The organism is Micromonospora chalcea, from assembly GCF_028768405.1.
Lineage (GTDB): Bacteria > Actinomycetota > Actinomycetes > Mycobacteriales > Micromonosporaceae > Micromonospora > Micromonospora chalcea.
Window position 1 is genome coordinate 2,841,577 of record NZ_CP118233.1, and the last position, 21,776, is coordinate 2,863,352.

21 protein-coding genes and 1 tRNA gene are annotated in these 21,776 nt (G+C 71.6%); 5 read left to right on the forward strand and 17 right to left on the reverse strand.

The window, feature by feature from the left end; all coding sequences use genetic code 11:
• Positions 1–37: 37 nt before the first annotated feature.
• The 9 genes from PVK74_RS11995 to PVK74_RS12035 all read right to left on the reverse strand — a co-directional run bounded on the left by PVK74_RS11995 (position 38) and on the right by PVK74_RS12035 (position 8,983).
• Positions 38–1,015: an amino acid ABC transporter permease gene (locus PVK74_RS11995; RefSeq protein ID WP_064445278.1), complete on the reverse strand. Its 978-nt coding sequence runs from the start codon at positions 1,013–1,015 to the stop codon at positions 38–40.
• A gap of 4 nt (positions 1,016–1,019) precedes the next feature.
• Complete coding sequence (locus tag PVK74_RS12000; RefSeq protein ID WP_064445277.1) at positions 1,020–1,925, reverse strand: ABC transporter substrate-binding protein; 906 nt, start codon at positions 1,923–1,925, stop codon at positions 1,020–1,022.
• Positions 1,926–1,957: 32 nt separating this feature from the next.
• Entirely contained in the window at positions 1,958–2,668 is a 711-nt protein-coding gene (locus PVK74_RS12005) for an ABC transporter ATP-binding protein (RefSeq protein ID WP_043329572.1), read from the reverse strand.
• Positions 2,658–3,503 carry an ABC transporter ATP-binding protein gene (locus PVK74_RS12010; protein ID WP_030503808.1) on the reverse strand — a complete coding sequence of 282 codons (846 nt, stop codon included), beginning with the start codon at positions 3,501–3,503 and terminating at the stop codon, positions 2,658–2,660. Before PVK74_RS12010 ends, PVK74_RS12005 begins: the two co-directional genes overlap by 11 nt.
• Positions 3,496–4,635, reverse strand: coding sequence for a branched-chain amino acid ABC transporter permease (locus tag PVK74_RS12015; RefSeq protein ID WP_030503807.1), 1,140 nt, complete (start codon positions 4,633–4,635; stop codon positions 3,496–3,498). Before PVK74_RS12015 ends, PVK74_RS12010 begins: the two co-directional genes overlap by 8 nt.
• Positions 4,632–5,582 (reverse strand): branched-chain amino acid ABC transporter permease, encoded by a 951-nt coding sequence (locus PVK74_RS12020; RefSeq protein WP_043329571.1) that lies wholly within the window; start codon positions 5,580–5,582, stop codon positions 4,632–4,634. The genes PVK74_RS12015 and PVK74_RS12020 overlap by 4 nt, the downstream gene beginning before the upstream one ends.
• Positions 5,583–5,687: 105 nt before the next feature.
• The gene (locus PVK74_RS12025) at positions 5,688–6,848 is read right to left on the reverse strand and encodes a branched-chain amino acid ABC transporter substrate-binding protein (RefSeq protein ID WP_064445276.1); all 1,161 of its coding nucleotides are present in this window, start codon (positions 6,846–6,848) and stop codon (positions 5,688–5,690) included.
• Positions 6,849–7,105: 257 nt separating this feature from the next.
• Positions 7,106–8,326: a hypothetical protein gene (locus PVK74_RS12030; protein ID WP_274479081.1), complete on the reverse strand. Its 1,221-nt coding sequence runs from the start codon at positions 8,324–8,326 to the stop codon at positions 7,106–7,108.
• 36 nt (positions 8,327–8,362) lie between these two features.
• The gene (locus PVK74_RS12035) at positions 8,363–8,983 is read right to left on the reverse strand and encodes an ANTAR domain-containing response regulator (protein ID WP_043331122.1); all 621 of its coding nucleotides are present in this window, start codon (positions 8,981–8,983) and stop codon (positions 8,363–8,365) included.
• A 104-nt stretch (positions 8,984–9,087) separates the two neighbouring features.
• Here PVK74_RS12035 and PVK74_RS12040 point away from each other — a divergent pair.
• Both PVK74_RS12040 and PVK74_RS12045 read left to right on the forward strand, forming a co-directional pair.
• Positions 9,088–9,161: transfer RNA gene (locus PVK74_RS12040), tRNA-Leu, on the forward strand.
• A 35-nt stretch (positions 9,162–9,196) separates the two neighbouring features.
• On the forward strand, positions 9,197–9,946 hold the full coding sequence (locus tag PVK74_RS12045; RefSeq protein ID WP_274479082.1) for a helix-turn-helix domain-containing protein: 750 nt from the start codon (positions 9,197–9,199) through the stop codon (positions 9,944–9,946).
• Between the two features lie 36 nt (positions 9,947–9,982).
• Here the strand turns inward: PVK74_RS12045 and PVK74_RS12050 are convergent, their stop codons facing one another.
• Positions 9,983–11,158, reverse strand: a complete 1,176-nt coding sequence (locus PVK74_RS12050; protein WP_274479083.1) for a trans-sulfuration enzyme family protein — start codon at positions 11,156–11,158, stop codon at positions 9,983–9,985.
• An 83-nt stretch (positions 11,159–11,241) separates the two neighbouring features.
• Between PVK74_RS12050 and PVK74_RS12055 the strand changes: the two genes are divergently transcribed.
• Positions 11,242–11,721 (forward strand): Lrp/AsnC family transcriptional regulator, encoded by a 480-nt coding sequence (locus PVK74_RS12055; RefSeq protein ID WP_030503801.1) that lies wholly within the window; start codon positions 11,242–11,244, stop codon positions 11,719–11,721.
• A 61-nt stretch (positions 11,722–11,782) separates the two neighbouring features.
• Positions 11,783–12,778 (forward strand): LLM class flavin-dependent oxidoreductase, encoded by a 996-nt coding sequence (locus PVK74_RS12060; protein ID WP_192900086.1) that lies wholly within the window; start codon positions 11,783–11,785, stop codon positions 12,776–12,778.
• Between the two features lie 167 nt (positions 12,779–12,945).
• On the opposite strand, the gene PVK74_RS12065 is transcribed toward PVK74_RS12060, so the two are convergent.
• The 7 genes from PVK74_RS12065 to PVK74_RS12095 all read right to left on the reverse strand — a co-directional run bounded on the left by PVK74_RS12065 (position 12,946) and on the right by PVK74_RS12095 (position 20,680).
• On the reverse strand, positions 12,946–15,231 hold the full coding sequence (locus PVK74_RS12065) for a rhamnogalacturonan lyase family protein (RefSeq protein WP_274479084.1): 2,286 nt from the start codon (positions 15,229–15,231) through the stop codon (positions 12,946–12,948).
• 128 nt (positions 15,232–15,359) lie between these two features.
• A complete protein-coding gene (locus PVK74_RS12070) occupies positions 15,360–15,698 on the reverse strand; it encodes a hypothetical protein (RefSeq protein WP_274479085.1) in 339 nt (112 codons plus the stop codon).
• 107 nt (positions 15,699–15,805) lie between these two features.
• Positions 15,806–16,936, reverse strand: coding sequence for a sulfite exporter TauE/SafE family protein (locus PVK74_RS12075; RefSeq protein WP_274479086.1), 1,131 nt, complete (start codon positions 16,934–16,936; stop codon positions 15,806–15,808).
• Between the two features lie 110 nt (positions 16,937–17,046).
• Positions 17,047–17,514 (reverse strand): RrF2 family transcriptional regulator, encoded by a 468-nt coding sequence (locus PVK74_RS12080; RefSeq protein ID WP_043329564.1) that lies wholly within the window; start codon positions 17,512–17,514, stop codon positions 17,047–17,049.
• A gap of 70 nt (positions 17,515–17,584) precedes the next feature.
• Positions 17,585–18,463 (reverse strand): acyl-CoA thioesterase, encoded by an 879-nt coding sequence (locus tag PVK74_RS12085; RefSeq protein WP_043329561.1) that lies wholly within the window; start codon positions 18,461–18,463, stop codon positions 17,585–17,587.
• Positions 18,460–19,908: a pyruvate kinase gene (gene pyk / locus PVK74_RS12090; protein WP_043329559.1), complete on the reverse strand. Its 1,449-nt coding sequence runs from the start codon at positions 19,906–19,908 to the stop codon at positions 18,460–18,462. The genes PVK74_RS12085 and pyk overlap by 4 nt, the downstream gene beginning before the upstream one ends.
• A 406-nt stretch (positions 19,909–20,314) precedes the next feature.
• On the reverse strand, positions 20,315–20,680 hold the full coding sequence (locus tag PVK74_RS12095) for a YciI family protein (RefSeq protein WP_043329557.1): 366 nt from the start codon (positions 20,678–20,680) through the stop codon (positions 20,315–20,317).
• A gap of 163 nt (positions 20,681–20,843) precedes the next feature.
• Here PVK74_RS12095 and PVK74_RS12100 point away from each other — a divergent pair, with 163 nt between their 5' ends.
• The gene (locus PVK74_RS12100; protein ID WP_104112823.1) at positions 20,844–21,710 is read left to right on the forward strand and encodes an aldo/keto reductase; all 867 of its coding nucleotides are present in this window, start codon (positions 20,844–20,846) and stop codon (positions 21,708–21,710) included.
• The last annotated feature ends 66 nt before the right edge of the window (positions 21,711–21,776 follow it).

Genomic DNA, 21,776 nt, shown 5'->3' on the forward strand with positions numbered 1-21,776 from the left:
GCCGACGCGGTGGCCTGCGCGGGCACGATCAGCTCGGTCACTTCACCACCCCCGCGCCGCCGCCGGCCTCGGCAGTCATCCCCCGCAGCTTCAGCCGGGCCCGTCCGGTCACGCCGTAGCCCTTGCCGAAGTGGCGTTCCAGGTAGTACTGCCCGACGAGCAGGATGCTGGTCAGGAACAGGTACCACAGGCAGGCCGCGACGTACATCGGGAAGATCTGGAACGTCCGTTTGCCGACCGCGTCGAGCTGGAAGAACAGCTCCACGCTCACCGGCACGTAGAGCAACAGGGACGTGTCCTTGAGCATGGCGATCGTCTCGTTGCCGGTCGGCGGAATGATCACCCGCATCGCCTGCGGCAGCACCACCCGGCGCAGCAACTGGGAACGGCTCAGGCCGAGCGCCTGGGCGGCCTCGGTCTGGCCGGGGTCGACCGACTGGATGCCGGCCCGGACGATCTCCGCCATGTACGCGGCCTCGGAGAGCGCGAGGCCGAGCAGACCGGCCATGAACCCGGTGAGGATGTCACGGGAGGAGAACCCGAACAGCCGCAGTTGCAGGTTGTCGATACCGAACAGCTGGCCGATCTGGGTGTCGAACGGCACCCCGAACTCGACCCGGCTCCACAGGATGCCGATGTTGCCGAAGACGGCCAGCAGCACCAGCCGGGGCACGGCCCGGAAGAACCAGGTGTAGAGCCACGCCACGCCGCGCAGGATCGGGTTGTCCGACAGCCGCATCACCGCGATCACCACGCCGAGCGTGACACCGATCAGCATCGCGCTGACCGTCATCAGCACGGTGCCGCGCAGCAGGCCCTCGATGATCGGCGGCCGGAACATCTTGTCGACCATGAAGGACCAGTTGAAGGCCTCATTGGTCACCAGCAGGTGGACGAACATCGCGGCCAGGACGGAGAGCACCGCCACCGCGACCCATCGTCCGGGGTGCCGCACGGGCACGGCCTTGATCGGTTCCGGCCGTGCCCGTGCAGTTGTCGCTTCCTCGGTGGTCATGTCGTCACGGGTTGATCGCGGGGTCCGTGATCGCGCCGTCTCCCACCTTCCACTTGTCGAGCACCTGCTTGTAGGAGCCGTCGGCGATCACGGCCTTGGTGGCGTCACGCACCGCCTCGGCCAGCTGCGTCTGCTCCTTGGCCAGCACGTAGCCGTACGGCGCCGCCTCGTACTGCTTGTCCAGCAGCTCCAGGGCGTCGTTGGACTGCGTCACCGCGTACACGCCGACCGGGTAGTCGGCCAGCATCGCGTCGTCCTTGCCGGACACGACGGCGGCGGTGGCGGCGTCCTGGCCCGGGAACTGGTCGACGGTGATGGCCGGCTTGCCGGCGTCGGTGCACGCCTTGGAGCGCTTCTGGATGTCCTCGACCTGGACCGTGTCCTTCTGCACCGCGATCTTCTTGCCGCAGGCGTTGTCCAGCGCGACCCCGGCCGGGTTGCCCTTCTTGGTCACCCACTGCGTGCCGACCTGGAAGTAGCTGACCATGTTGGCCTGGCCCTTGCGCTCGTCGTTGATGGTGAACGACGAGACGCCCGCCTCGTACTTGCCCGAGTTGACGCCGTTGATGATGTCGCCGAACGGCGCCGAGACGAACTCCGCCTTGAGGCCCAGCTTGGCCGCCACCGCGGTGAACAGTTCGACGTCGAAGCCGATCACGGTCTTACCGTCCGTGTCCAGGAACTCCGCCGGGGCGTAGGTGGAGTCGGTGCCCACCACGATCTTGCCGTCCGACTTGATCGCGTCCGGGACCTTCGCGGCCAGCGCGGCGTCGACCGACGACGAGACGCTGGGGCCGCCACCGGGCTGCTCGGTGCTCTCCTCCTCGCCGCACGCGGCGAGGGAGAGCAGCAGGACGGCCGCACCGGCGACGCCGAGCGCCGCCCGCCGTCCGGGGTTGGGGTGGAACATGGCTGTACTCCTTATTGCGAGGGGTCGGTCGGTCAGGCCACGCCGAGGTAGGCCTCTTTGACCGAGGGGTCGTGCAGCAGGTCCGCGCCGGTACCGCTCTTGACGATCCGGCCGGTCTCCAGCACGTACGCCCGGTGGGCGCGCGCCAGCGCCTGCTGGGCGTTCTGCTCCACCAGCAGGATCGTGGTGCCCTGCTGGTTGATCTCCGTGATGATCGTGAAGATCTGCTGGATCAGCATCGGCGCGAGACCCATCGACGGCTCGTCGAGCAGCAGCAGCTTCGGCCGGCTCATCAGCGCCCGGCCGACCGCGAGCATCTGCTGCTCACCGCCGGAGAGCGTGCCGCCGGCCTGCTTGCGCCGCTCGGCCAGCCGCGGGAACAGGTCCAGCACCCGGGCCAGGTCCTGCGCGATGCCGGCCTTGTCGCGCCGGGTGTACGCGCCCATGTCGAGGTTCTCCAGCACCGTCATGCCGGGGAAGATGCCCCGGCCCTCGGGCGCCTGGCACAGCCCGCGGCGGACCCGCAGGTCGGCGCGGAGCTTGGTGATGTCCTCACCGGCGAACTTGATCGTGCCGGAGGCGACCGGCCGGATGCCGGAGATCGCCCGCATGGTGGTGGACTTGCCGGCGCCGTTCGCGCCGATCAGCGCGACGATCTCCCCCTCGTCCACGGTCAGGCTGATGCCGTGCAGCGCCTGGATCCGCCCGTAGAGCAGGCTCACGTCCTCGATCTCAAGCAGCATCGTCCGGCACCCCCAGGTACGCCGCGACCACCTTCGGGTTGTCCCGCACCTCGGCGGGCAGCCCTTCGGCGATCTTCTTTCCGAACTCCAGGACCACGATCCGGTCGGTCACGCCCATCACCAGGCGCATGTCGTGCTCGATCAGCAGCACCGTCACGCCCTGGTCCCGGATCTGCCGGATGAGCTGCAGCAGCTCCTCCTTCTCCGCCGGGTTGAAGCCGGCGGCCGGCTCGTCCAGGCAGAGCAGCTTCGGGTCGGTGGCCAGCGCGCGGGCGATCTCCAGCCGGCGCTGCTCGCCGTAGGACAGGTTGCGGGCGAACTCGTGCATCCGGTTGCTGATGCCGACGAACTCCAGCAGGCGCTCGGCCTTCTCCCGGCCCTCGCGCTCCTCCTTCCAGTGCCGCGGCAGGCGCAGCAGGGCGGCGATCACGCTGGTCTTGTGGTGCGCGTCCGCGCCGACCTGGACGTTCTCCAGCGCGGTCATCTCCGGGAAGAGACGGATGTTCTGGAACGTACGGGCCATGCCCATCCGGGTGATCTGGTGGCGCTTCTTGCCACTGATCTTCTGGCCCAGGAACCGGATCTGCCCCTCGGTGGGCTGGTAGATACCGGTCATCGCGTTGAAGCAGGTGGTCTTGCCGGCGCCGTTCGGTCCGATCAGGCCGAGGATCTCCCCCTTGTAGAGGGTGAAGTCCACGTCGTTGAGGGCCACCACACCGCCGAAGCGCAGCGTGACGTGGTCGACCTCCAGCAACGGCTCCCGCTTGTCGACCGTCTCGACGGCGGGGGCCGCCGCCTGGGCCGGAACTGCCGGGGTCTGCTCGGTGTCACTCACCGACGATCACCTCCTTGCGGCGGTCCTTGAACTCCGCCGCTCGTCGCCGGTTCGGGATCAGGCCCTGCGGCCGGAAGATCATCATCACCACGAGCACCAGACCGAAGAAGAGGAACCGGTACTCGTACAGCTCGATGCCGAACAGCTCGATGCCGCGGAACCGCTCGATCATGTACGCGACCAGGCCGCCGCCGACGATCGCGCCGACGATGTTGCCCGAGCCGCCGAAGATGACGGCGGCCAGGATGATGATCGAGTTGAGCAGCTCGAAGTTCTGCGAGTTGACGAAGTTCTGCTTACCGGCGAACAACGCGCCGGCCAGACCGGCGATGGCCGCGCCGGAGGCGAACGCCCACAGCTTGAACTTGAACGTCGGCACACCCATGAGCTGGGCCGCGTCCTCGTCCTCACGGATCGAGATCCAGGCCCGGCCGACCCGGCTGTGGGTCAGGTTCCGCACCCCGATCACCACCAGGATGATCAGCGTGAGCACCAGCCAGTAGTACGGGCGGGCGTCGAGCACGCCGAACCACGGCCGGCCGTCGGCGTACTGGCCGGGCGGGTGCGGAATCTGGTTGAAGCCGCGCTGTCCCTTGAGGAACTCGGAGCTGACCGCAGCGATCCGGATCATCTCGGCGAAGCCGAGCGTCACCAGCGCCAGGTAGTCGCCGCGCAGACGCAGCGTCGGCGTGCCGAGCATGACGCCGGAGACCATGGTCAGGCCGATCGCGATCGGCACCACCGCCAGCCACGGCCACAGCGTCTTGAGGTCACTGCTCGGCGAGGTCAGCACCGCCACCGTGTACGCGCCGACGGCGAAGAAGCCGAAGTAGCCGAGGTCGAGCAGACCGGCGAAGCCGACCACGATGTTGAGGCCGACCGCCAGCAGCACGTAGATCGAGACCGTGAACATCACCTGGGTGAAGTTCGCGCCGGGCGTCGGGATCGGCCCGAGGTACTGGTAGAACTCCTTGTTCGGCAGCGCGTAGAAGAACGCGATGACCGCGACCAGCAGCACCCAGCGGACCCAGCGCGGCGCGTGGTGCCAGCGCTCCGAGATCGCGTGCCGGCCCTGCCGCAGCTTGTCCGCCGCCGTCTCCCGCCGCTCCGGCGGGTCGATGGTGGTCGTCATGCGCGTGCCCTCCCCAGTGATTCGCCGAGCAGACCGGTCGGCCGGAACATCAGCAGCACGACCAGCACCGCGAACGCGGCGAAGTCCTTCCACTGACTGCCGAACAGGCCCGCGGCGTAGTTCTCCACGACGCCGAGCAGCAACCCGCCGACGAGCGCGCCGCGCAGGTTGCCGATACCGCCGAGCACCGCGGCGGTGAACGCCTTGAGGCCCAGCAGGAAGCCGACGCTGTAGGTGAGCGTCTGGATCCGCACGTCGTAGAGCAGGCCCGCGACGCCGGCCATGGTGCCACCGGCGATGAAGACCATCAGGATGATGCGGTCCTTGTTGACGCCCATCAGCGCCGCCGTGTTGGCGTCCTGGGCCACCGCCCGGATGCCGCGGCCGGTACGGCTGCGGTTGATGAACTGGTCCAGCGCGAACATCATCACCAGCGCGGAACCGATCGTGAGCAGCTGCACCGCGTCGATCGGCACCCCGGCGATGTGGAACAGCGGCTCCGAGCTGACCAGGATCGGCGCGCCCTCCGGCCGACGCCGGGTGTAGACGCCGAACGCCTCGGAGATGGCGATCGAGGCGCCGATGGCGGTGATGAGGAACGCCAGCGGCGGCGCGTTGCGCTTGCGCAGCGGCCGGTACGCCACCCGTTCGATCACCGTCGCGGTGCCCGCCGAGGCGATGGCCGCCACGATCATCGCCACCAGCAGGTAGAACAGGATCGAGCCGAGGCCGCTGACCTGCGAGTTCTGGTCGAGTCCGAATCCGTTCCAGGTCCAGATCGCGGCGAACGCGCCGGCGATGAAGACCTCGGAGTGGGCGAAGTTGATGAGCCTGAGCACGCCGTACACAAGCGTGTAGCCGAGCGCGACCAGGGCGTAGATGGCGCCCTGCGTCAAGCCGGTCGTGGTGAGTTCCCCGAAGTTGGAGAACAATCCGTCGAAGTCCAAGGGAGGGACGCTCCGTCGCTCAAGAGAAAAAGAGGGTGCGGCCGGGAGCCAGCTCCCGGCCGCACCCGCGATCACTACTCAATCGCCAGTCCAGCGATCGAACGATCAGGACTTGGGGATCTCCTGGTCCGGGACGACCTTGCCGCCCTGCACCTTGAACGCCCAGACCTTGACCTGCGCCGGGTCGAGCTCGCCGCCCTCGACGAACTTGTAGCTGGCGGCAACGCCCTCGCCGCTGTAGCCCTTCACGAACTCCAGCAGGTCGGCGCGGCTGCTCTTGCCGGCCTTGATGCCCGCCAGCAGGATGTTCGCCGCGTCGTAGGCGGTGTCGCTGTAGGTGCCCGGGTCGGTGCCGTTGAGCGCCTTGAAGTCGGCGGCGAAGGTGCCGCGCGCCTCGGTGGACGGAGCGCAGGGGCAGGTGAGGATGGTGCCCTCGGCGGCGGCCGCACCGGCGGAGGTGATGTACGCGCCGTCGTTCACGCCGTCACCGGCGACCAGCGGAGCGGTGACCCCGGCAGCGGTGAGCTGCTTACGGATCAGGCCGGCCTCCTGGTAGTAACCGCCGTAGAAGACCGCCTTCACGTTGGCGGCCTTGACCTTGGTGACCACACCGGAGAACTCGACCTGCTTGCCCTCGCCCTGGACCTTGTCGCTGCCCACGACCGAGGCGCCGAGAACCTTCTTGACCTCGTCGGCCAGGCCGGCGCCGTACGCGGACTGGTCGTCGATGACGTAGACCCGGTCGGCCTTCATCACGTTCTTGATGTAGTTACCGGCGGCGGGGCCCTGGCTCAGGTCGTTGCCGACCGCGCGGAAGAACGTCTTCCAGCCCTGCTCGGCGAGGCTGGGACGGGTCGCGGAGGGGGTGATGGTGACCAGACCGGCCTCGTTGAACAGCGGACCGGCGGCCTCGGACTCGCCCGAGTAGGCCGGACCCACGACACCCAGGATCTTGGTGTCGTCGATCGCCTTCTGGGCCAGACCCGGCGCCTGGTCCGGGCTGCCCTGCGAGTCGAGCTCGGCGAGCTCCACCTTGCAGTCCGGGTTCTCCTTGTTGTACTTGTCGACGGCCAGCTTGACGCCGTTCTTCTCGTTGATGCCCAGCGCGGCCGAGCTACCGGTCAGCGCGCCGAAGAAAGCGATCTTGCTCCCGCAGGCGCTGCCCCCGGAACCCTCATCGTCGCTGCCGCTGGAACAAGCGGTGCCACCGGCGACGAGCGCCAGCATGGCGACCCCGCCGATCACGCGTGCGAGCTTCTGCCTCAAGGCCCGAACCCTCCTCCGTCCATGATCCGAACCACCCGCCGCTGATTGGCCCTTGCGGGGTGGACGAACCAAGACCGTCGTCGCCGGTCTGGGCCGGGACGTTATCCCACCGGAAGCGGTGGCGTAAGACCTGGAAAGCGGGGTTGACCGAACCGTTACACGCGGTGGCGGATTCAAGCCGATCGCCGTAAGAACCGTAGGCGGGGAAAGGCTTTCACCAACTATTCCTCGGTAACGGGCCCATCGGCGATCACCCGCTACCGATCGATGGCCGGCAACGCCCCCCACCAGGCACGGGACGTTTTCCCATCGTCGGCGACCACGAACAGCCCGTCGTCGCCGACGGCCACCGCCAGCGCCGCGTCGCCACCGTCCGGCACCGGCACCGGAGTGATCACCGGAAGCCACGACGCGCCGCCGTCACGCGACATCCAGAGCCGTCGCTGAGCCCCGTCACCGGTCACCGCGACGAGCCGCCGACCCGCCGCCGCGAGCGCGTCCACCGACGACACCCCGGGACCCGCCGTACCGAACCCGCCGACCCGCCGCCACCCCTGCGCCGCACCCGCCGAACCGGTCGATGGCGAGCCGCAGTCGTCGCACCCGCGCCACACCGCGAACCGGTCACCCACCGGCCCGAGGACCACCGGCCCGCCGTCGGCCGGCACCACCCGCTCCGCCGCCCCGGCGGCGCCCGCCGGCACCGGCAACGCCGCGCGCCGCCACACCCGGCCGTCGGCCGAGGACCACGCGAGCGGAACCCGGGCCGTACCGCCGGGCGGCAGCAACGACCCCACCACCAGCCAACCCGAGCCCACCGCCGCCACGTCGTACGCCGCCGTCCGGCCCCGGCCGTCACCGGCCAGCTCCGCCACGCCCTCACGCAGGACGAAACCCTCCGCGTCCGGCGACGACCACACCGACGCGCCGTCCGCGCGCGACCCGGCGACCAACCACCCACCCGGCCCCGCCGCCAGCCGCGACGCGCTCACCGCGCGCGGGCCACCGAACAACTCGAACGCCGCCGGCACCTCCCGCACCGGCCCACCCGAACGCCAGACCCACGTCCCGGTACGCGGATTGCCGTGCACACCACCGGTCTTCGCACCCAGCGCCGCCATCCCGTCGTCGCGGCACGCGACCGCGTAGAGCACGTGCTGACGGCCGTAGAACGTCTGCCCGCGTACCGGGATCGGCGACCAGGTCACGCCGTCCGATGAGGACCACACCGCCGGCCGGGTCTCCCCCACCGCGTCGACCAGCCCGCCCACCACGTACCAGCGGCCGGCACAGCGCGCCGCGTCCCGGGGCACCGGGCGGCCTGCGGCACCGTCGGGAAGGGCCAGCTCCACGGCCCGCCACTCCGGGCGCACCAGCGCCGGCACGGGCAGCGGCCGCGGGGTGGCGTGACAGGCCGCCACGAGCGACGCGGCAGCGGTCACGGCGGCGAGCGCCGGCCGGACGCGCACGGAAGGCATGGACCCGATCCTATCGATCGGGCACCTTCCGGCAGGTCAGGAAGCCGGCTGCTCCACCTCGCCGCCGGCGGTCTCGGCGAGGATCCGCTCGGCGACCTCCTTCATGGTCATCCGGTGGTCCATCGCGGTGCGCTGGATCCACTTGAAGGCCTGCGGCTCGGTCATGCCGTACGTGGTCATCAGCGCGCCCTTGGCGCGCTCCACGGTCTTGCGGATCTCCAGCCGGTCGGTGAGGCCGGCGACCTCCGACTCCAGCGCGGCGATCTCCGAGTAGCGGGACAGCGCGATCTCGACCGCCGGCACCAGGTCGCTCTTCTGGAACGGCTTGACCAGGTACGCCATCGCGCCGGCCGCCCGCGCCCGCTCCACCAGGTCACGCTGGCTGAACGCGGTCAGGATGATCACCGGGGCGATGCGCGCGCCGGCGATCCGCTCGGCGGCGGCCAGCCCGTCCATGATCGGCATCTTGATGTCGAGGATGACCAGATCCGGCTTGAGCTGCTCGGCGAGCTTGACGGCGGTCTCGCCGTCGCCGGCCTCGCCGACCACCTCGTAGCCCTCTTCGACGAGCATCTCGGCCAGGTCCAGCCGGATGAGCGCCTCGTCCTCGGCGATCAGAACGCGCTTGCGCTCGGCGTCCGCCTGCATCTCGCCCACGAGCCACTCCCACCGGTTCGAGCCCGACACCCGCCCTGCCGGGTGTCGCCGCCCCTAGCGTAGTAGGTAACCTATGGCACGACGCGAGAGCGTCGCGCGAGCCTGTCCCCGTATTCCAACCGGTAGAGAAACGGAGCTCAAACCTCCGACAGTGTGGGTTCGAATCCCACCGGGGACACCGAAACTGTCGTACGCGCGTTCGAAGATGTCCACGTGCATCCACCCGAGATACGCGCGCGAGCACGTCAGGCCTTCCTGTCCGGGGCCACCGTCGCGGAGGCGGCCCGCGCAGTGGGCCTCAACTACCGCACCGTCTGGCACTGGTGCAGGGATCGGCCGGAGTCGAGGGAGCACGGCACCGCGCTGCGGTGTTTCCGCTGCCGCGAGGGTGTCCGCGTTCCGACAGATCCGGCGGCCTATGCCTATCTCCTCGGGCTCTACCTGGGCGACGGGCATCTCGTGACCAGGGCACGGGTGCCGGTGCTCCGGATCTCCTGCAGTGACAGTTGGCCCGGGCTGATCGAGGCTTGCGACGACGCCATGCGGCGGGTCCTGGCGGCGAAGGTCCAGCGCGTCCAACATCCGGGCTGCGTCAGCGTGCAGAGCTACGGCAAGCACTGGCCGTGCCTGTTCCCACAGCACGGACCCGGCAAGAAGCACCAACGCCCGATCGTCCTGGCGGACTGGCAGCGCCCCATCGTCGAGGCTCAGGCGGGCGACTTCCTGCGCGGCCTCTTCCACTCCGACGGGTGCCGCTTCGCCAACCACGTCGTCGTCCGGGAAAAGGAGTACGTCTATCCCCGTTACATGTTCCACAACGAGTCGGCCGACATCATGGGCCTGTGCCAGCAGGCCCTCGACCGGCTCGGCATCGCCTGGCGGATGAACCGCCCCAACTCCCTGTCGGTGGCCCGCCGGGAGGCGGTCGCCGCCCTCGACCAGCACGTCGGCCCCAAGTCGTGACCGGCCCGCGCCGCCGACCCGGCCGGCCGGCGGGCGTCAGATCCGCGACAGTGCCTGCGCGAGATCCGCCCGCAGGTCCTCCGGGTCCTCCAGGCCGACCGAGACGCGCAGCAGCCCGCCGCAGGGCTTCGCGTCACCCTCGACCGGCCGGTGGGTGAGCGAGGCTGGGTGCTGGATCAGCGTGTCGACGCCGCCGAGCGACACCGCGTGCGTGATCAGCTCGCAGGCGCCGGCGACCTCGGCCGCGGCGGGCGCGCCACCGCGTACCTCGAAGGCGAGCAGGCTGCCGGTGCCGGACATCTGCCGGCCGACCAGCCCGGCCGGGTCGTGCAGCGACGGGTGGTGGACGCGCTCGACGGCGGGGTGACCGGCGAGCCAGGCGGCGAGCTTCTCCGCGCCGGCCTGCTGGGCACGGACCCGCAGCGGGAGGGTCTGGATGCCGCGGTGCAGCAGGTACGCGCCGAGCGGGTGCAGGACGGCGCCGGTGACGGCGCGGACCTGGCGCAGCCGGGCGGCCCAGTCGGGGGCGCAGGCGATCACGCCGGCGAGGACGTCGCCGTGGCCGCCGATGCTCTTGGTGGCGCTGTGCAGCACGAGCGCGGCGCCGTGGCGGGCGGGCTGCTGGAGCACCGGGGTGGCGACGGTGTTGTCGACGAGCAGCGGGACGTCACCGGCGGCGTCGGCGAGTGCGGCGATGTCGACCAGGTCGAGGCTGGGGTTCGCGGGGGTCTCGACCACGACCAGGGCGGTGTCGGGGCGGATCGCGGCGGCCACGTCGGCGGGGGTGGCCCAGGTGACCTCGGTGCCGAGCAGGCCGGTGGCGAGGACGTGGTCGGTGCCGCCGTAGAGGGGGCGGACGGCGACGATGTGGCGGTTGCCGTCGCGGGTGGCGGCGAGCAGGGCGGCGGTGAGCGCGGCCATGCCGCTGGCGAAGGCGACGGCCTCGGCGGTGTCTTCGAGCTGGGCGAGCGCGGTCTCGAACCGGGCCACCGTGGGGTTCCAGAGGCGCTGGTAGACGGCGCTGCCGCCGGCCGGGAGGGTGCCACCGGTGGCGAGCGTCTCGTAGTCGTCACCGCCGCCGGCCACCGAGGGCAGCGGGTTGGTGGTGGACAGGTCGATCGGCGGGACGTGGACGCCGAGCCCGGCGAGGTCGGCGCGCCCGGCGTGTACGGCTGCGGTGTCCACGGAAGTCATGCCGGAAGCGTCGAACATGACGATGGCTAGAGGCAATAGCAGCGAAGAAGATTCTGGCAATCACGCTTTCGCCCAGCGGTGATTCGGTGAAGGATGGTCACATGCCTGCCGCACCGAATGATGTACGGCCGTTCGCCGGCCTGGACGACGTCGACCGCGCGATCCTCACCGAGCTGGCGGCCGACGGCCGGCTGCCGAACAACGCGCTGGCCGAGCGGGTCGGGGTGGCGCCGTCGACGTGCCTGACGCGTACCCGGGCGCTGCGCGAGTGCGGGGCGATCCGCGGGTTCCACGCCGAGGTGGACCCGGCGGCGGTGGGGCTGCCGTTGCAGGCGCTGGTGTCGGTGCGGCTGACCGCGCACGAGCGGGCCGCTGTGGACGCGTTCCGGGCCCGGTCGGTGCGGCTACCAGGGGTGGTGTCGGTGTTCCACGTGGCCGGCGCGGAGGACTACGTGCTGCACGTGCGGGCCGCCTCCGGTGACGCGCTGCGGGACTTCGTCCTCGATCATCTCGCAGTCGATCCGGCGGTGCAGCACACCCAGACCAGCCTGATCTTCGAGCAGGCCCGGGGTATGGGGTAGCGCACCCGGCGGAACAATTCCGGCACGTGGCCTGTTGCACCACGCTGTGATCGACGTACCCATGTCTGTTCTTGATCTTGCCCCGGTGGCGGCGACCGGCAACGCCGGTGAGGCGCTGCGGTACACCACGGAGCTGGCCCGCCGCACCGAGGAGCTGGGCTACCGCCGGTTCTGGGTGGCCGAGCACCACAACATGCCCGCCATCGCCAGTTCCGCGCCGGCGGTGCTGCTCGCGCACCTGGCGGCGAACACCAGCACCATCCGGCTCGGCTCGGGCGGGGTGATGCTGCCCAACCACGCGCCGCTGGTGGTGGCCGAGCAGTTCGGCACCCTGGAGGCGCTGCACCCGGGCCGGATCGACCTGGGCATCGGCCGGGCGCCCGGCACCGACCAGGTGACCGCGCTGGCGCTGCGACGCACCATGGAGGGCCTGTCCGCGGAGCACTTCCCGCGTGAGCTGGCCGACTTGATGAACTACTTCTCCGGCGCCGAGCCGGGCCCGATCACCGCGACGCCGGGCCGCGGCCAGTCGCCGCAGGTGTGGCTGCTCGGGTCCAGCGGGTTCAGCGCGCAGCTGGCCGGTCTGCTCGGGTTGCCGTTCTCGTTCGCGCACCACTTCAGCTCGCAGAACACGATCCCGGCGTTGCAGCTCTACCGGCAGAACTTCCGGCCGTCGCAGTGGCTGGACCGGCCGTACGCGATGGTGGCGGTCAACGCGGTCTGCGCGGAGACCGACGAGCGGGCCGAGTGGCTGGCCGGGCCGGCCGGGCTGTCGTTCCTGAAGCTGCGCTCGGGGCGCCCGGAGCCGCTGGTCACGCCGGAGGAGGCGGCGGCGTACCCGTACTCGGAGTTCGAGCGGGAGTTCGTCGCCCAGCGCCGCGACGGCCAGGCGACCGGCTCGCCGGAGACGGTGGCCCGGCAGCTCGGGGAACTGCTGGAGCGCACCGGCGCGGACGAGCTGATGCTCACCACGATGGTGTACGACGTGGCTGACCGGGTCCGCTCGTTCGAGCTGATCGCCGAGAAGGTGGCGGGCGGGCTGCGCCGGGAGGGCTGAAACACGCTCTTCATAGCCACGTCACCGCAGCGTCGCGCGGGACGCATAACTTTGTCCCCGGTGGTGGTACGGCATTCCCGGTCGGGACGGGTCGGGAATGCTGCGGTGTGGTGCACCGGGTCGCCGGCGGAGCGGATTCCGCGGCCGGCGACCCGGTGCCTGTCGTTTCAGCGCAGGTAGATGTTCGGCGCGGCCGGGGTGCTCATGCCGTCGCCAAGGTAGAAGCCCGGGTGCGGCGGCTGGTTGTAGGCGGTGTTCTGCCAGGCCACCGCCACCCGGTACTGCGGGTCGTGCATCAGCGTCGGCAGCCGCAGGCCGGTGGTGACCGGCGTGCTGTAGATCCGGAGCGCGGTGCTGTCGGAGGTGCGCCAGACGACCTCCTCCCGCCAGTCGCCGAGCAGGTCCGCCGAGAGCGCCGGGGTGGACTTGGTGCCGTTGTTCGAGGCGACGCCGCTGCCGGTGAGCAGCCGGGTCTCCCCGCCGGTGCCGTACTTGTCGATCTTCGTGGCGTCGAGCAGCTCCCGGACCGGGTCGCCGTCCCACCAGATCAGGAAGTTCGCCGACGACGGCTTGCGCCCGACGTTCTGGCCCCGGGTGTTGAGCAGCCCGTCGACGGCCGACGACCAGGACTCGGCGCCCGGGCTGCCGGCCCAGACGTCGCCGGAGACGCCGCGGCCGTTGTCGCCGTTCGGCGCGGTCTGCCAGATGATCTGCCCGGTACGCGCGTCGGCCATCCAGGAGCTGGGCTTGCTGCCGTCCTCGTCGACCTTGAACACCTCCAGGCCGGCGCGGGACGGGTCGAGGTCGCCGACGTGCAGCGCGTCGCCGTGGCCGTTGCCGGTGGAGTACAGCAGCCGGCCGTTGTCGTCGATGGTGGCGGCGCCGTACACGATCTCCTGACGGCCGTCGTTGTCGACGTCGGCCACGGAGAGCTGGTGGTTGCCCTGGCCGGCGGCGGCGCCGTTGCCGGAGGCGTTCGAGTCGAACGTCCAGCGCTTGCGCAGCGTGCCGTCGCGGAAGTCCCAGGCGGCGACGACGGCCCGGGTGTAGTAGCCACGCGCCATGATCAGCGAGGGGCGCTGCCCGTCCAGGTACGCGGTGCCGGCGAGGAACCTGTCGACCCGGTTGCCGTACGAGTCGCCCCAGGACGAGACGGTGCCGCGCGGCGGGTCGTAGTCGACTGTGGACAGGGCCGCGCCGGTGCGGCCGTCGAACATGGTCAGGTACTCCGGGCCGGCGAGCACGTAACCGCTGGAGTTGCGGTGGTCGGCCGAGCCGTTGCCGATCACCTGACCGGTGCCGGAGCGGGTGCCGTCGGCGGTCTTCATGGCCACCTCGGCGTCTCCGTCGCCGTCGTAGTCGTACACCTGGAACTGGGTGTAGTGGGCGCCGGCGCGGATGTTGCGGCCCAGGTCGACGCGCCACAGCCGGGTGCCGGTGAGCGTGTACGCGTCGACGTAGACGTTGCCGGTGTAGCCGGACTGCGAGTTGTCCTTGGCGTTCGACGGGTCCCACTTGAGCACGAACTCGTAGCGGCCGTCGCCGTCGAGGTCACCGACGCTCGCGTCGTTCGCCGAGTAGCTGTACCCCTCCCCGGCCGGGGTGGTGCCGCCGGGCGGCGGCTGGATCGGCACGTCCAGGTAGCCGTTGGCGAACTGGAGCGCCGGGGCCGACGCCGCCTGCTCGGCGCCGTTCACCACGGCCCGCACGGTGTACGCGGACCCGGCCGCCGCGCCGCTGTCCAGGTACGTGGTGGCGCCGGTGATCGGGCTGGCGTTGACCTTGGTGCCACCTCGGTAGAGGTTGAACGCCACACCGGTGGTCTCGGTGCCGAGCAGCCGCCAGGAGACGAGGTTGCCGCTGCCGGAGCGGACGCTGACCAGCCCTCGGTCGAGCTTCTCCATCTGCTTCGCCCCGGCCGGCGGGTCGGTGGGCGGGGGCGTGGTTGGTGGCGGTGTGCTGGGCGGAGGTGTGGTGGGCGGCGGCGTGGTGGGCGGAGGCGGCGTCGACGGCGGCGCGCTGGTGGACGGCGCGCCGGTGCAGGCCGTGCCGTTGAGCGTGAACGCGGCCGGCACCGGGTTCGACGCGTTGTTCCACGAGCCGTTGAAGCCGAAGTTCGCGGTGCCGCCGGTGCCGATGGCCGCGTTGTAGCCGGCGTCGCGGGCGCTCACCTGCGCGCCGGACTGGCTGACCGTCGCGCTCCACGCCTGGACGACCTGCTGGCCGGCGGCGAAGCTCCAGCCGAGGGTCCAGCCGTTGACCGGGTCGCCGAGGTTGGTCACTGTCACGTCGGCGCCGAATCCGCCGCTCCACTGGTTGGTGATCCGGTAGTCGACCCGGCAGCCGGCGGCCGCCGCCGCGGCGGTCATCGTGGTGAGCGCGCCGGCCGACAGGGTGAGCGCCGAGGCCGCGGCGAGCAGCGCGAGCCGGCGGCGTGGGGTGGTGAGGTGCACGGAGATGCCTTTCGCGGAGGTCAGGCACGCGACGACGCCGGCCTGCCCGGACCGGCGGATACGTGCCCTGACGCGACGGGCGACGTCAACGCATCGACGTCGATGATTCGGCTCCGCGCTCCGTCAGCCTAGGTCACCGCCGGACACCCCCACAAGCGCGGCAGCGTGCGCGGGGCGGGCAGCGCGGCGGCGCGGCGTGGGCGTGGCAGCGCGGGCGGGGCGGCGCGGCGGCGCGGGTGGGGCGGCGGCGCGGGCGGGGCGGCGGCGCGGGCGGCGCGGGCGGCGGGGCGGCGGCGCGGGCGGCGCGGCGCGGCGGGGCGAGGCGGCGCGGCGGGGCGAGGCGGCGCGGGGCCGGGCGGGGCGGCGAAACGGCGCGGTGGAGTGGCGGCGCAGGAGCGCGGCGGCCAACAGCCGACGCCGACGCCGACGAGAAGAGATGCCTGAAAGCCGATATACCTCAGAGTCATAATTATGACTCTGAGGTATATCGGTCAGCAGGACATGTCTCTACGGCGCGCGACACGCCGAGACAGAACACTCCTGGGCGATGGCGCGGCCCGGGAACGCGAGCGGCTCAGCCCTCGACGGCGGCGGCGAGCTTCCGCGACTCCGCGGCCTCGGCAGGCTCGGAGGTCTCGGCGGTGACCACCGGCTCCGGGACTTGCCCCGACTTCGCGGCCTCTGCCGACCCGACGGATTCCCCCGGCCGAGCGGGCTCCCCCGCCTCCGCGGGCGACGCGGAGACGGGCGCGGCCTCGACCGGCGGCGCGGAGGCCGGCGGCGCGGAGGCCGGCGACGCGGAGGCCGGCGGCGTGGAGGCCAGCGCCGCTTCGACGGTGGCGCGGGCGCGGCGGGTGCGGCGCAGCGCCCGCACCGCCAGGACAATGGCGACCACCCAGGCGACACCGAGCAGCGCGTACACCACCACCGGCGCCGAGCCGCTCACGCCGCCGGCGCTGAGCAGCGTGCGGGCGTTGGTCAGCACGATCACGCCGCCGATCACGGCGCCGAGCAGCTGAGCGGGAACGATGCGGACCAGCCAGGCCGCGATCGGGGCGGCGATCAGGCCACCGATCAGGAGCGCCGCCACCGTGGGCAGCAGGAAGCCCTCGGTGCCCAGGCCGATCAGGAAGCCGACGCTCGCCGCGCCGGCCACGACGAACTCGGAGGTGTCGACCGAGCCGATGACCTTGCGGGGTTCCATCCGGCCGGAGACCAGCAGCGCCGGGGTGGCGACCGGGCCCCAGCCTCCGCCGCCGGTGGCGTCGACGAAGCCGGCGACCAGGCCGAGCGGGGCGAGGAAGCGGCTCCGCAGCCGGCCGGCGGCGCGGGTGGCCCGAAGCGGCCGGGAGAACCGCACCAGCAGGTACGCGCCGAGCGTGAACAGGATGGCCGCCATCCACGGCGCGGCGGCCTCGGTGGAGATGGAACTGAGGAACGTCGCCCCGGCGAACGCGCCGATCGCGCCGGGCAGCGCGATCCGGCCGACGACCCGCCAGTCGACGTTGCCGAAGCGCCAGTGCGAGACGCCCGCGGCGAGCGTGGTGCCGATCTCGGCCAGGTGCACCGAGGCCGACGCGGCGGCCGGCGCGACACCGGCGAACAGGAGCAGCGTCGAGGAGGTCAGCCCGTACGCCATGCCGAGCGAGCCGTCGACCAGTTGCGCGGCGAGCCCGACGAGGGCGAGGACCAGCAGCTTGCGCACGAGCGCCCCCTGACTTTTCGGTATCTCCTATCGACTTGGTCGACAATGCGGCACGAAGGTGGTCCCGGTCAAGTCCCCATCCGGTTGGTAGGACGCGCCGGACGGCGCGGTCAGCTCCAGGCGCGCGGGTCGGCGGCCAGTTCGTTGACCCGGCCGGGCAGCTCACCGGAGGCCACGTCGGCGATCGTGACCAGCTCCAGGATCTCCCGCTCGCTGGCCCGCAACGCGATCCAGACGTCCTGCAACGCGCGGGCCGCGCCCTGATAGCCGAGCTGTTCCGGACGCTGGCCGCGCACGTGCGCGAGCGGCCCGTCGATGACGCGGATCACCTCGGCCAGGGAGATCTCACTCGCCGGCCGGGCCAGCCAGTAGCCGCCCTCGGGGCCACGCTGGGCGTGCACGATGCCGCCCCGGCGAAGCTGGAGCAGGATGCTCTCCAGGAACTTCGGCGGGATGTCCTGGGACCGGGCGATCTGCTCGGCGGTCACCGGGCGGCTCCGCTCGGCGGTCCCGTCCGCGACCGAGGCCAGCTCAGCGGCCGCGCGGAGGGCATAGTCGACCCGGGCGGAAAGACGCATACGGCCAGGTTAGTCCGCTCGGGTGGGGGCCGCCCCGCCGACCCGTGCCCGGACGATCATCACCCGCCGCTCAGCCGCCGACGCGGCGCAGCAGTCCCTCCTGCACGGCGCTGGCGATGTGCCGCCCGTCGGCGGTGAACATGCGGCCGGTGGCCAGGCCACGGCCGCCCGACGCGGACGGGCTCCAGCAGTCGTACAGGAACCACTCGTCGGCGCGGAACGACCTGTGGAACCACAGCGCGTGGTCGAGGCTCGCGCCGACCACGCCGCCCGGGCCCCACACCTCGCCGTGCACCGACAGCACCGAGTCCAGCAGCGTCAGATCGGAGGCGTACGTCAGCGCGCACGCGTGCAGCAGCGGATCGTCCGGCAGCTTGCCGTCCAGCCGCATCCACACCCGCTGGTGCGGTTCGGCCGGGCGGTCGCCGGGGCGTACCCAGCCGGGCTCGCCGACGTAGCGCACGTCGATCGGGCGCGGGATCATCCCCCAGATGCCGAGCCGCTCCGGGTAGCGGGAGAGCCGGTCGGTCATGGTCGGCACGTCGTCCGGGCCGGGCACGTCCGGCGGCACCGGGGCGTGGTGGTCCAGCCCCTCGTCCTGTCGCTGGAACGACGCCGACATGAAGAAGATCGGCTTGTCGTGCTGCAACGCCACCGAGCGGCGCACCGAGAAGGACCGGCCGTCGCGGACGTTCTCCACCTGGTACTCGATCGGCTCGGCCGGGTCACCGGGGCGCACGAAGTAGCCGTGCAGGGAGTGCACGGCCCGCTCCGCGTCGACGGTGCGGCCGGCGGCGACCAGGGCCTGGCCGGCGACCTGCCCGCCGTAGACCCGCTGCGGGCCCACCGGCGGGCTCATCCCCCGGAAGGTCATCTCCCCGGTACGGTCCAGGTCGAGCACCTCCAGCAGCTGGTCGACCGCCGCCTGCCCGGTCGCCGCAGCACTCACTGGAGCGCTCGCGCCGAGGCCGCGTCCACGAGCGAACCCAGCTGGTGCACGCGCAGCGTGTTGGTGGAGCCGGGGGTGCCGGGCGGGCTGCCCGCCACGATCACCACGTAGTCGCCCGGATTGGCCCGGTTGAGGCCCAGCAGCGCCTGGTCGACCTGGCGGAACATGTCGTCGGTGTGCTGGACGAACGGCATCAGGAACGTCTCCACGCCCCAGGAGAGCGCGAGCTGGTTGCGCACCTCCGGCACCGGCGTGAAGGCCAGCAGCGGCAGGTCGCAGTGCAGCCGGGCGAGCCGCTTGACGGTGTCGCCGGTCTGCGAGAACGCCACCATGGCCTTGGCGCCGATGGCCCGGGCGATGGAGGAGGCGGCCACGGTGAGCGCGCCGCCGTGCGTACGCGGGTCGTGCTGCAACCGGGGGACGGCGATCGAGCCGGCCTCGGTGGTGGTGACGATCTTGGCCATGGTGCTGACGGTGAGCACCGGGTACTTGCCGACGCTCGTCTCGCCGGAGAGCATCACCGCGTCCGCGCCGTCGAGCACCGCGTTGGCCACGTCGGAGGCCTCGGCGCGGGTCGGGCGGGAGTTCTCGATCATCGAGTCGAGCATCTGGGTGGCCACGATGACCGGCTTGGCGTTCTCCCGGCAGAGCTGCACGGCGCGCTTCTGCACGAGCGGCACCTGGTCCAGCGGCAGCTCGACGCCGAGGTCGCCGCGGGCGACCATGACGCCGTCGAAGGCCAGCACGATCGCCTCGAGGTGGTCGACCGCCTCGGGCTTCTCGACCTTGGCCAGGACCGGGCGGCGCACGCCCTCCTCGTCCATGATCGAGTGGACGAGCTTGATGTCCTCGGGTGAGCGGACGAACGAGAGCGCGACCAGGTCGACACCGAGGCCGAGGGCGAAGCGCAGGTCCTCCGCGTCCTTGTCGGACAGGGCCGGGACGCTGACCGCCACGTTCGGCAGCGAGACGCCCTTGTTGTTGGAGACCGGGCCGCCCTCGGTGACCAGGCACCGGATGTCGTTGCCGGTGACGTCGCTGACCTCGACCGCGACGCGGCCGTCGTCGATCAGCAGCCGGTCGCCCGGCTTCACCTCCTGCGGCAGCTTGCGGTAGGTGCAGGAGACGCGCTCCTTCGAGCCGACGACGTCGTCACCGGTGATCACGACCGAGTCGCCGGTGCGCCACTCGTGCGGGCCGTCGGCGAACCGGCCCAGCCGGATCTTGGGCCCCTGGAGGTCGGCCAGCACCGCGACCGGCTTGCCGGACGCCTCGGCGGCCTCCCGGACCAGCCGGTAGACCGATTCGTGGTCGGCGTGACTGCCGTGGCTGAAGTTGAGCCTCGCCACGTTCATGCCCGCCTCGACGAGCCCTCGGATACGCTCCGGGGACGAGGTGGCGGGGCCGAGAGTACAGACGATCTTCGCGCGGCGTGTCACGCCCATCAGGCTAGTCTCTCCTCCGGATCGGCCTCCCGGCCGACCCCTTGCGGACAGCGGAACAGTTGTCCAACGACGCGCGTGTACCGCGCGGGCGGGCGGTTGGCGTACCGCACCGGAACGTCGTGTGTGGCGGGCATCGGCGACCGCGCGGCGGAAATGGTACCCCTCGCCGTCACGTGCCGGCCGGGTGCTCCCGTGGATGCCGTCCGCCCTCGCCGTGGCGCGGCCCCGCCGGACCGGCCGGGGGCAGGTTCGGGCAGCCGCCGGGCGGCCGGGCCGCGATGATCTCGGCGAGCAGGTGGTCGGCGCGCAGCCCGGACGCGGTCCGCTCCAGCGGGACCCGGCTCGCGGCGCCGTGGAAACTGGTGCAGCGCGATCGCCGAGAACGGCGACGAGACCGCGCCGGCCGTCAGCTCTCCGTCTTGACCAGCGGGAACTCCAGCGAGCCGGCCGGGCAGAGGAAGGTCAGCACCTCGACGCGGTAGAGCCCGGCCTGTACCGCCGGGTCGGCCTCCATGACGCTGCGCACGTCGTCCACCGAGCCGGTGCGGGCCAGGCCGAAGCCGATCGGCGGGTCCGGTTCCCGGGCCGGGCCGTCCACCGAGCCGTCGACGAGCACGATGCCGCGCCGTTGCAGCGCCCGCATGTGCTGCAGATGCTCGGCCTGCAGCCGTTGCACGGTCTCCTCCGGCAGGGCCCGGCCGGACGGCCCCGGGTAGAGCACGATGCACTCGTACGTGTCCAGCGCGAAGTCGAGCCGTGGCGTCGTGCCCATGCGCACCTCCTGCTGACCACCGTTGCGCCCAGCCTCGCACGGCGGTCCGGTGCGCCGGGGCCGCTCGCCGCAACTATCAGTGCTTCGCCGCCACGATTCGGGGAATGTCCAGGGGTCGGGGCGCGCGCCGCCCGCGACCGCGTACGAGCACAGGAGGACCGCGATGGCCACCAGCACCCAGCCCGCCAAGGCGTCGGGCAGCTACCGGATCGGTGGTGACCTGCGGGTCGACCGCCTCGGCTACGGGGCGATGCAGCTCACCGGCCCCGGCGTGTGGGGCGACCCGAAGGACCCGGCCGAGGCGGTACGGGTGCTGCGCCGCGCGTACGAGCTGGGCGTCACGTTCATCGACACCGCCGACTCGTACGGGCCGTTCGTCAGTGAGCTGCTGATCCGCGAGGCGCTGCACCCGTACGCCGACGACCTGGTCATCGCGACGAAGGCTGGACTGACCCGCTCCGGCCCGGACGACTGGCGGCCGGTGGGCCGCCCGGAGTATCTGCGCCAGCAGTGCGAGCTGAGCCTGCGCCACCTGGGCCTGGACTGCATCCCGCTCTACCAGCTGCACCGCATCGACGCGAAGGTGCCGCTGGCCGACCAGCTCGGCGAGCTGGCGCTGCTGCGGCAGGAGGGCAAGATCCGGCACATCGGGCTGTCGCAGGTCAGCGTCGAGCAGATCGAGGCGGCCCGGGAGATCGTCCCGATCGTGTCCGTGCAGAACCTCTACAACCTGGCCGACCGCGGCGCCGAGGACGTGCTGGCGCACTGCGAGCGGCACGACCTGGCGTTCATCCCGTGGTTCCCGATCGCCACCGGCAACCTGGCCCGCCCCGGCGGCCCGCTGGACGCGATCTCGACCGCGCACGGCGCCACTCCGGCGCAGCTCGCGCTGGCCTGGCTGCTGCGCCGCTCGCCGGTGATGCTGCCGATCCCCGGTACGTCGTCGGTGGCGCACCTGGAGGAGAACGTGGCGGCGGCCGAGGTGGAACTGACCGACGACGAGTTCGAGGCGCTGGCCAAGGCGGCCTGAGTCTGCCGCCGTCCGGCCCTTTCGCGGAATGTGATCGAGCAACTACCGTCAGAAGGATTCTCACGA

Coding starts and splice junctions, on each gene's coding strand:
- PVK74_RS11995 (WP_064445278.1), bottom strand. CDS start 1,015: ATGACCACCGAGGAAGCGACAACTGCACGGGCACGGCCGGAACCGATC.
- PVK74_RS12000 (WP_064445277.1), bottom strand. CDS start 1,925: ATGTTCCACCCCAACCCCGGACGGCGGGCGGCGCTCGGCGTCGCCGGT.
- PVK74_RS12005 (WP_043329572.1), bottom strand. CDS start 2,668: ATGCTGCTTGAGATCGAGGACGTGAGCCTGCTCTACGGGCGGATCCAG.
- PVK74_RS12015 (WP_030503807.1), bottom strand. CDS start 4,635: ATGACGACCACCATCGACCCGCCGGAGCGGCGGGAGACGGCGGCGGAC.
- PVK74_RS12030 (WP_274479081.1), bottom strand. CDS start 8,326: ATGCCTTCCGTGCGCGTCCGGCCGGCGCTCGCCGCCGTGACCGCTGCC.
- PVK74_RS12050 (WP_274479083.1), bottom strand. CDS start 11,158: ATGTTCGACGCTTCCGGCATGACTTCCGTGGACACCGCAGCCGTACAC.
- PVK74_RS12055 (WP_030503801.1), top strand. CDS start 11,242: ATGCCTGCCGCACCGAATGATGTACGGCCGTTCGCCGGCCTGGACGAC.
- PVK74_RS12060 (WP_192900086.1), top strand. CDS start 11,783: ATGTCTGTTCTTGATCTTGCCCCGGTGGCGGCGACCGGCAACGCCGGT.
- PVK74_RS12070 (WP_274479085.1), bottom strand. CDS start 15,698: ATGACTCTGAGGTATATCGGCTTTCAGGCATCTCTTCTCGTCGGCGTC.
- PVK74_RS12080 (WP_043329564.1), bottom strand. CDS start 17,514: ATGCGTCTTTCCGCCCGGGTCGACTATGCCCTCCGCGCGGCCGCTGAG.
- pyk (WP_043329559.1), bottom strand. CDS start 19,908: ATGGGCGTGACACGCCGCGCGAAGATCGTCTGTACTCTCGGCCCCGCC.
- PVK74_RS12095 (WP_043329557.1), bottom strand. CDS start 20,680: ATGGGCACGACGCCACGGCTCGACTTCGCGCTGGACACGTACGAGTGC.
- PVK74_RS12100 (WP_104112823.1), top strand. CDS start 20,844: ATGGCCACCAGCACCCAGCCCGCCAAGGCGTCGGGCAGCTACCGGATC.